Annotated in this window: 6 protein-coding genes and 2 tRNA genes; 1 reads left to right on the top strand and 7 read right to left on the bottom strand. The window is 52.2% G+C overall.

The window, feature by feature from the left end:
* The coding region (locus tag PKX57_RS10815; RefSeq protein ID WP_472417268.1) for a glycosyltransferase family 4 protein at positions 1-1138 on the bottom strand (1138 nt) is incomplete at its 3' end.
* Between the two features lie 59 nt (positions 1139-1197).
* Between PKX57_RS10815 and PKX57_RS10810 the strand changes: the two genes are divergently transcribed.
* Positions 1198-1272, top strand: a tRNA-Gln gene (locus PKX57_RS10810).
* 15 nt (positions 1273-1287) lie between these two features.
* On the opposite strand, the gene PKX57_RS10805 is transcribed toward PKX57_RS10810, so the two are convergent.
* The 6 genes from PKX57_RS10805 to def form a co-directional block, all read right to left on the bottom strand.
* The gene (locus tag PKX57_RS10805; protein ID WP_472417266.1) at positions 1288-1920 is read right to left on the bottom strand and encodes a ComF family protein; all 633 of its coding nucleotides are present in this window, start codon (positions 1918-1920) and stop codon (positions 1288-1290) included.
* Positions 1917-4475 carry an ATP-dependent DNA helicase gene (locus PKX57_RS10800; RefSeq protein WP_472417264.1) on the bottom strand — a complete coding sequence of 853 codons (2559 nt, stop codon included), beginning with the start codon at positions 4473-4475 and terminating at the stop codon, positions 1917-1919. Before PKX57_RS10800 ends, PKX57_RS10805 begins: the two co-directional genes overlap by 4 nt.
* A gap of 52 nt (positions 4476-4527) precedes the next feature.
* Positions 4528-4615 (bottom strand) — tRNA-Leu (locus PKX57_RS10795).
* 66 nt (positions 4616-4681) lie between these two features.
* Positions 4682-4897: a heavy-metal-associated domain-containing protein gene (locus tag PKX57_RS10790; RefSeq protein ID WP_213920912.1), complete on the bottom strand. Its 216-nt coding sequence runs from the start codon at positions 4895-4897 to the stop codon at positions 4682-4684.
* A 3-nt stretch (positions 4898-4900) separates the two neighbouring features.
* Complete coding sequence (gene fmt, locus PKX57_RS10785) at positions 4901-5833, bottom strand: methionyl-tRNA formyltransferase (protein WP_213920913.1); 933 nt, start codon at positions 5831-5833, stop codon at positions 4901-4903.
* Between the two features lie 4 nt (positions 5834-5837).
* Positions 5838-6326 (bottom strand): peptide deformylase, encoded by a 489-nt coding sequence (def, locus tag PKX57_RS10780; RefSeq protein WP_214048264.1) that lies wholly within the window; start codon positions 6324-6326, stop codon positions 5838-5840.
* Positions 6327-6631 lie beyond the last annotated feature (305 nt).

Raw genomic sequence — 6631 nt, 5'->3', positions numbered from 1 at the left:
CTCTCCCGTAGAGGTCGAGGGTCTTTTCGGTGTTGGCCTCGGCCGAGAAATCCAGAGAGATCTCGCGCGATCTTTCCGACATCCTCTTCCTCATGGAATCGTCCTTAAGAACCTCTATGATAACTTTGTAGAGATCGTCCTTCGAGGGACACATGAAACCGTTGTCGCGGTCGAAGACCATGTTGGCGATGCTGTCGTCTTTGTAGGCCGCCACCGGAAGGCCCGAGGCCATCGCTTCCAGAGTGACTAGACCGAAGGTCTCGGTGTGAGAGGCGATGATGAAGAGGTCGCTGCTCTTGTAGGCCAGAGAGATCTCGGCGGGCCATTTGAGGAATCCCGTGAAATGCAGGTTACTTCCCACACCCAGCTCGACCGAAAGCTCTTTCAGCTGTGTTCTAAGCGGACCGTCGCCCACGAGCAGCAGGTGGGAGTTGGGAATCTCCCCGTTGACACGGGCGAAGTTTTCGATAAGTTTGTCTATGCTCTTCTCGCCGCCCATTCTGCCGACGAAGATCATCACCGGATCCTCCTCGCCGATGTTGTACCGGTTTCTAAAATTTCTCCGCTCTTCTTCTGATATCTCTCTTTTGAAGGGTGTGAGATCCACTCCGTTTGGAATTACCTCTATATGCGAGGTGACACCGTACGTCTCAAGAAGTTTCTTGATTTTTATTGAAGGGGCTATCACCGCCCTGTTCCTGTCGCAGAAGCGTTTGTCCTGCTTTCTTATATATACCCTCAGAATGGGTTCCATGAAGGGGATGTAGTGAACGTACTCCTCCATCATGGTGTGGTAAGTCGTGACACCGGGCAGGCCGAGTTTCGAGGTGACTAGGTTGGCCAGATACCCGACTATTATCGAGGTGTGGGAGTGTATTAGATCGATCTTTAGGTTAGATATGATCTGAATCAATTCCCGGTAGTTCGTTGGAAGACCGATTCGATGCTGTTTTTCCCAGGGAAACCTCAGAGAGGGTACCCGATACACATTTTCCTGACTCGTGGCCTTCGGGTGATCGACCGTGAAGATATAGACGTTGTGCCCCCTTTTCTGGAGATTCTCTTCGAGCATCTTTATCATCGTCACCACACCGTTGACCTGCGGCGCGTAAGTGTCACTGAACATCGCTATATTCATCAGAAGGCCTCCAGATCGCTTGACACCAATTATCTTGTGCTTTATAATCTTTACTGTCTTGGGAGATCGTCCAATTGGTAGGACAGCGGACTCTGGATCCGCCGATGGAGGTTCGAGTCCTCCTCTCCCAGCCAGGGGCCTTCAAGGCCCTATTTTTTTGCTTTCGCGATCGAGAAGAGCGTGATTTCTTTAACGCCTTTCTCTCTTAAGACTCTAGCACATTGCCCAACGGTTGCACCAGTCGTTACGACGTCGTCGAAGAGTATTATTTTCCCGGTCGAAAGCTCCCTTTTGACACGGAACTTGCCCTCTACGTTTCCATGTCTGTCGGCCAGTTTGAGACGCGATTGTGGCGAGCTCTTACCCGTCGCCACAAGAACGTCTTCGATCTTCACATCCAGGTCTCCGGAGAGTTTTTTCAGTATGAGGTGGTTGGTGTCGAAGCCCCTCTTTCTGAAGGCTTCCGCAGTTGTAGGAACGGGTACGACCGTATCTACGCCCCCTCCAAAGGCCAGGAACATTTCAAGGAGCATTTTCGAGAAGAGGCCGGCCATTTTCGGCCTGTCGCCGAATTTGTAGGCGTGAATCATTTCTCTGAGCGGGGTATCGTAACTCCAGTAAGAGTAGGCCCTGTCTATATGCGCGAGCTCAAAAGGAGCCATGATCGGCCCTTTTATCAGCTTTCCGCACTCGCTACAGAGAACGGCGTCTACTTCGATCTCGCAGTCGCAGGCCTCACACCTGTTCGGGAAAAAGTGCGAAATCACCCTCGAAATCTTCAAAGCCACCCTTCCTTTTTCAAACTTCTCAGCCGGGTAAAAATCTGGTTACTCCTGACGCTCTGGATCTCTATGCCCGGCGTCATGGACGCCCGGAGCTTCTTCGAGTAGGGTCTGTTGGGATCGACCATTCTCGCGTCGAGCACTATCACCACCCCGTGATCCCTTCTAGATCTTATGAGTCTTCCGATCCCCTGTCTGAAGGCCGTTATCATCTTCGGGTAGTAGTATTTGTTCATGCCCTCCGAAGGGTTGCGGGTTCCGTAATGCTTTATCCTCGCCTCTATCAGAGGTTCATCCGGCCTTTCGAACGGGAGTTTGTAGACGATGAGCAACTTGAGCTGCTCACCGGGGAGGTCGATCCCTTCCCAGAAGGCCCTGGTGCCGAAGATGACCGATCTCTTCGAATTTATATGCTCGGCCAGCAGGATGGCCGGGCTGTCGTTTCTCTCCTGAACGTTGACTGTTATCCCTTCCAGGTTTTTTTCGATCCTCCCGGCCGTTGTCTTCATATCGTCGTAAGAGGTGAACAGTACGAGAGATCCCCCGTCCACTATGCTCAAGGCAGTCTCGATGAACCGGGAGGCGCTTTCCAGATAAGATAGAGAGTTTGGCCTGTAATCGGGCATGTCCGAGGGCACGAAGAATTTCAACTGCTGGGTGTAGTCGAAGGATGTGCCGAGCCTTATGGCCGGATAATCCTCCCTGGCGCCTATCACGCGCCTTGCGTAGTTGAATCCGTCGCTGCCCTTGCTGTAAACCCACAAGGTCGCCGAGATGAAGATCTTGACTTTCACATTTGGAAAAACGCTGGACATGATCCTGTCGTTTTGAACGGGCGAGGAGGTTATCTTCAATCCGTTTCCGTTCAATCTCTCCTGTTTGTGTATATAGACGACTTTCGAGCTCTCCATCGCCGTTATGCCGGCGATCTGTCTGGCCCACTCGCGCAGCTCGGCATGCAACGCCTTCAGGATTATGGAGAGCTCTTCCCCCTTTCCCTCGCTCTGTTCCCGAACATCCTCGAGCATCTGTATCGTCTGACCGGAAACAGCGATGTGTATCTGGAGTCTGTCGGCCATCTTAAAGAGAATTTCCACCAGTTCCGGAAGTGTCTCTTTCGTGAAAGCCCTCTTCTCTCCACTCGAAAGTGTTCTACCGCGTTCGACCAGTTCCCGCATTATGCCTTCCAGCTCTTCGGTCGCCGTGTTCATTTTTGCCCAGAGTTTTCTGAGAAACTCCTCGTCGAAGTGTCGCTTTAGAAAACCGAAACAGCTTCTCACGGATTTGATGACCTTCTTGAGCGAAGAGACTACCTCGGCAGGATCAAGTGTGAAACTCATGGCCTGGGTCAGCGAGTTCTCCACCTCGTGAGCCTCGTCCACGACTAGGTATCTGAAGGACGGCAGGAGGGTACCGAGTGCTTCGAAATCCTCTTCCTCCCCGTCCATGATCCTGAGGTTCGCCTCGCTGAAGAGTAGAGAGTGGTTGGTGACGACTATATCGGCGTTCCTGGCGTTATCGCGGGCTACATAATAAGGGCAGGCATCGTACAGCGGGCATAATCTTCTTGTACAATCGAATCTGTTTCCTGCCAGAGTCATCCTTGTGTCGTCTTCGAGCGCTAGCGAGTCGAGATCTCCGTCGGGAGTGAGAATGGACCAGAGAATAACGCCAAAGATCTCCCAGGCGGTGTCGCGCGCTAACATGCCGTTCGAAACGATTCGGAGGTTCTCGTAAAGTTTGCGCAGGCAGAGGTATCTTTCCCTTCCCTTGAGGGAGACCGATCTGAGGTCTTTGAGGTTCGGTAGTTGTTTTATTACCGGAAGATCTTTCTTTACTAGCTGATCTTGCAAGACCCTGGTCCTTGTCGCGACGACGGCCTGATTTGTGGTGGATACGCAAGCATAAGCGATCGGGGCCAGGTAGGCCATGCTCTTGCCGGTGCCGGTTCCGGCCTCGATCATGATACCGTTTTCATTCACTATCGATTCGGCTATCTCGAGACTCGCCATGAATTGCTCCTGCCGGTATTCGTATTCGGGCAGGAGATCCTGCAGGAGACCGCCTTCGCTGAAGACCAGACGGATGGCCTTCTGGATATCTATCCTCTGGGTCTTCATCTCCCTCCGTTCGACCAGTTCCAGAGAGGATGAGATGGAATCCTCCCAGGGCTCGACCACCTTGCTCATCTTCAAAAACTTCTGGAGGAAGTTCCTCAGCCCTTCTCTGCCGGGGAGTCTTACGAGGATTGAGGTCAGACCTTTGGGGAGTTTTTTGAGTATCTCCGAGTACTCTCTTATACGGTCTTGAATGTCCTCTGCGGTCGCCGCGGCGAGGAAGTTCTTCAGGAACCTCTCATCTACCGAATACTCTGTGAGCTTTTCAGCATCGGCCAAATCGGGAATAAAGAGGCAGCCGTTTCCCAGACCCTTCATGTATCCGTCGAGCTCTTCGATATCGAGCGAGACGAAGGGCTTTTCCTGGTCCATGTGTCTCAGCGATACCCTTTTTCTAGAATCTCTCCTGAAAACCTTTCCTAGCAGGATATCCTCCAAAATGCACCTCTCCGAAAACCGAAAAGAAAAACCGGGCCTAAACCCGGTTCGGTGGTGCCGAGGGCGGGACTTGAACCCGCATAGGCTAAACGCCCACATGGACCTCAACCATGCGTGTCTGCCAATTCCACCACCTCGGCAACTTCACGAGAAAAATTATAACTTGACCGGATTCCTTTGTCAAGAAGCCACAACGCGGATAAAGATCATATGAGCATCTCGAAACCTATCTTGAGAAGTTCTTCTCTGATTACGTAACGATCGATAATCGCGTTCTCGTATTCGATCTCGAGAACACCGCTGTTCACATCTACCTGCACGTGCACGACTCCGTCCAGCGAACGGAGCTTCTTCGCTATCCTGTCGGCTTCATCCTCTTTAACGAGGTTTTTGATCTGAAAGAGCCTGACGACTCTCGGCAAAGTTCATCCCCCCAAAACCATACCTTTTCCGAGCAGTCTTCCACTCAAAGCATCAACGGGATGCATCTTTTTCTTGCCGGAAAACTGCACTAACGATATGATAACACTTCCCGACCCGCAGCTTACAACCATTCCAGAGTCATCTATCTCGACAATCTCTCCGTCGATTCCGATCGTTTCCTCCGCTCCCGGCCTGGCGCCGAAGAGTTTGACGATTTCTCCTCCCAGAGAGGTCCTGACTCCGGGAGCGGGGTCGAAGGCCCTGATTTTGTTAAAGACACGCGTGGCGCTGGAGAAATCTTTCAACAGAAGATCGTCGGGAAGTATCTTCGGGGCAAAAGAGGCCTCTTCGTCGCTCTGCGGTGTCAGGAAAGGGTTGCGGTTATCGAGAGAAGCGGCGAAGTTCAGAAGCATTTTCCTCCCGAGAGTCTGGAGCTTTTCAAAGAGCGTACCGAAACTGTCGGACATCTCTATCTCTATCGATTCGGCCACGGCGATCGGGCCGCTGTCCATGCCCTCGTCTATTTTGAAAATCGTGATCCCGGTCTCGGTCTCGCCGTTTTCCAGCGTCCGCTGAATCGGAGCGGCGCCCCTGTACCTTGGAAGCAGCGACGCGTGAACGTTATAACATCCAAGTGAGGGGAGCTCGATCACTCTTTTTTTCAAGAGCTTTCCGTAGGCTACCGTCATTATAACGTCGGGCGAGAGCTTGCACAGAGTATCGAACCCGTCTCCGGTGTTGACTGAATCGGGCTGGAAGACGGGAATACCGTATTTGAGAGATACCAGCTTAACCGGGGTGGGCGTCAACTTCCGGCCGCGGCCTTTGGGTCTGTCGGGCTGTGAAAAGACTCCCACTACGTTGTAGTTGCTTTCCAGCAGCGCTTCCAGATGGGAGGCCGCGAAATCCGGTGTTCCCATGAAGACTATTCTCATGGGACTAGACTTTCTCCCTCATTATCTGATTCAGTTTGGATTTTAAAAGGGCCCTTTTGGCGGACGAGAGGTGATCTACGAAGAGAACGCCCTCGAGGTGATCGGCCTCGTGCTGGACTATGCGCGCGGCGTACTCGGAGAGTTCTTCCTCGTGGAAGTTACCCTCTACGTCCTGATAGCGGAGCTTGACACTCGAGGGTCTGAAGAGATCGGCGTAGATGCCGGGAATGCTCAGGCAGCCCTCCTCCATCTGCACTGTCTCTTCGCTCTTCCAGAGGAACTCGGGGTTGATAACCACTCTGATCCCTTCGCCCGCGTCATAGACGAAGATCCTTTTCGAAACGCCGACCTGCGGAGCGGCCAGGCCTACGCCGTCTTCGACGTACATCGCCTTGCTCAGTTCCTCGACGAACTCCCTCAGTTTTTCGTCGAAAACCTCGATTTTTTTGGAAACGAGGCGTAATAAGGGGTTCCCTATGTAAATCACTTTCATCTAAGCAGCGTCAGGAGACACAGGGCTTCAGCCCGGTGAGGAATGACGCCTCCCTCCTTTCACATAATAATGATGATGATCTTTCTACAAGTTTTAGTTTTCTTACAACAATGCAGACTAACATATAGTCCGCCTCCTTACGGAGTAATTCTCCCATCGCCAATGTTATCCGACAGTTTCTCGTTAGCAGCACTGTTCCTACCCATCAGAACTGTTTAACCACTAACCGCAGAGCGTAAGACTTGGGAGGGCATCCTACGGTGCCTATACATTTGCCGGTAACAGTGTCCGAAACACTTAGGCTA

This window comes from Mesotoga sp., assembly GCF_035363035.1.
Classification (GTDB): Bacteria; Thermotogota; Thermotogae; order Petrotogales; family Kosmotogaceae; genus Mesotoga.
Note: the sequence above shows the minus strand (reverse complement) of the source record. Positions and strands in the feature narration are given on the sequence as shown.

What these genes read in the sequence shown, in the direction of transcription:
- def (WP_214048264.1), bottom strand. Translation starts at nt 6,326, where the DNA reads ATGAAAGTGATTTACATAGGGAACCCCTTATTACGCCTCGTTTCCAAA.
- fmt (WP_213920913.1), bottom strand. Translation starts at nt 5,833, where the DNA reads ATGAGAATAGTCTTCATGGGAACACCGGATTTCGCGGCCTCCCATCTG.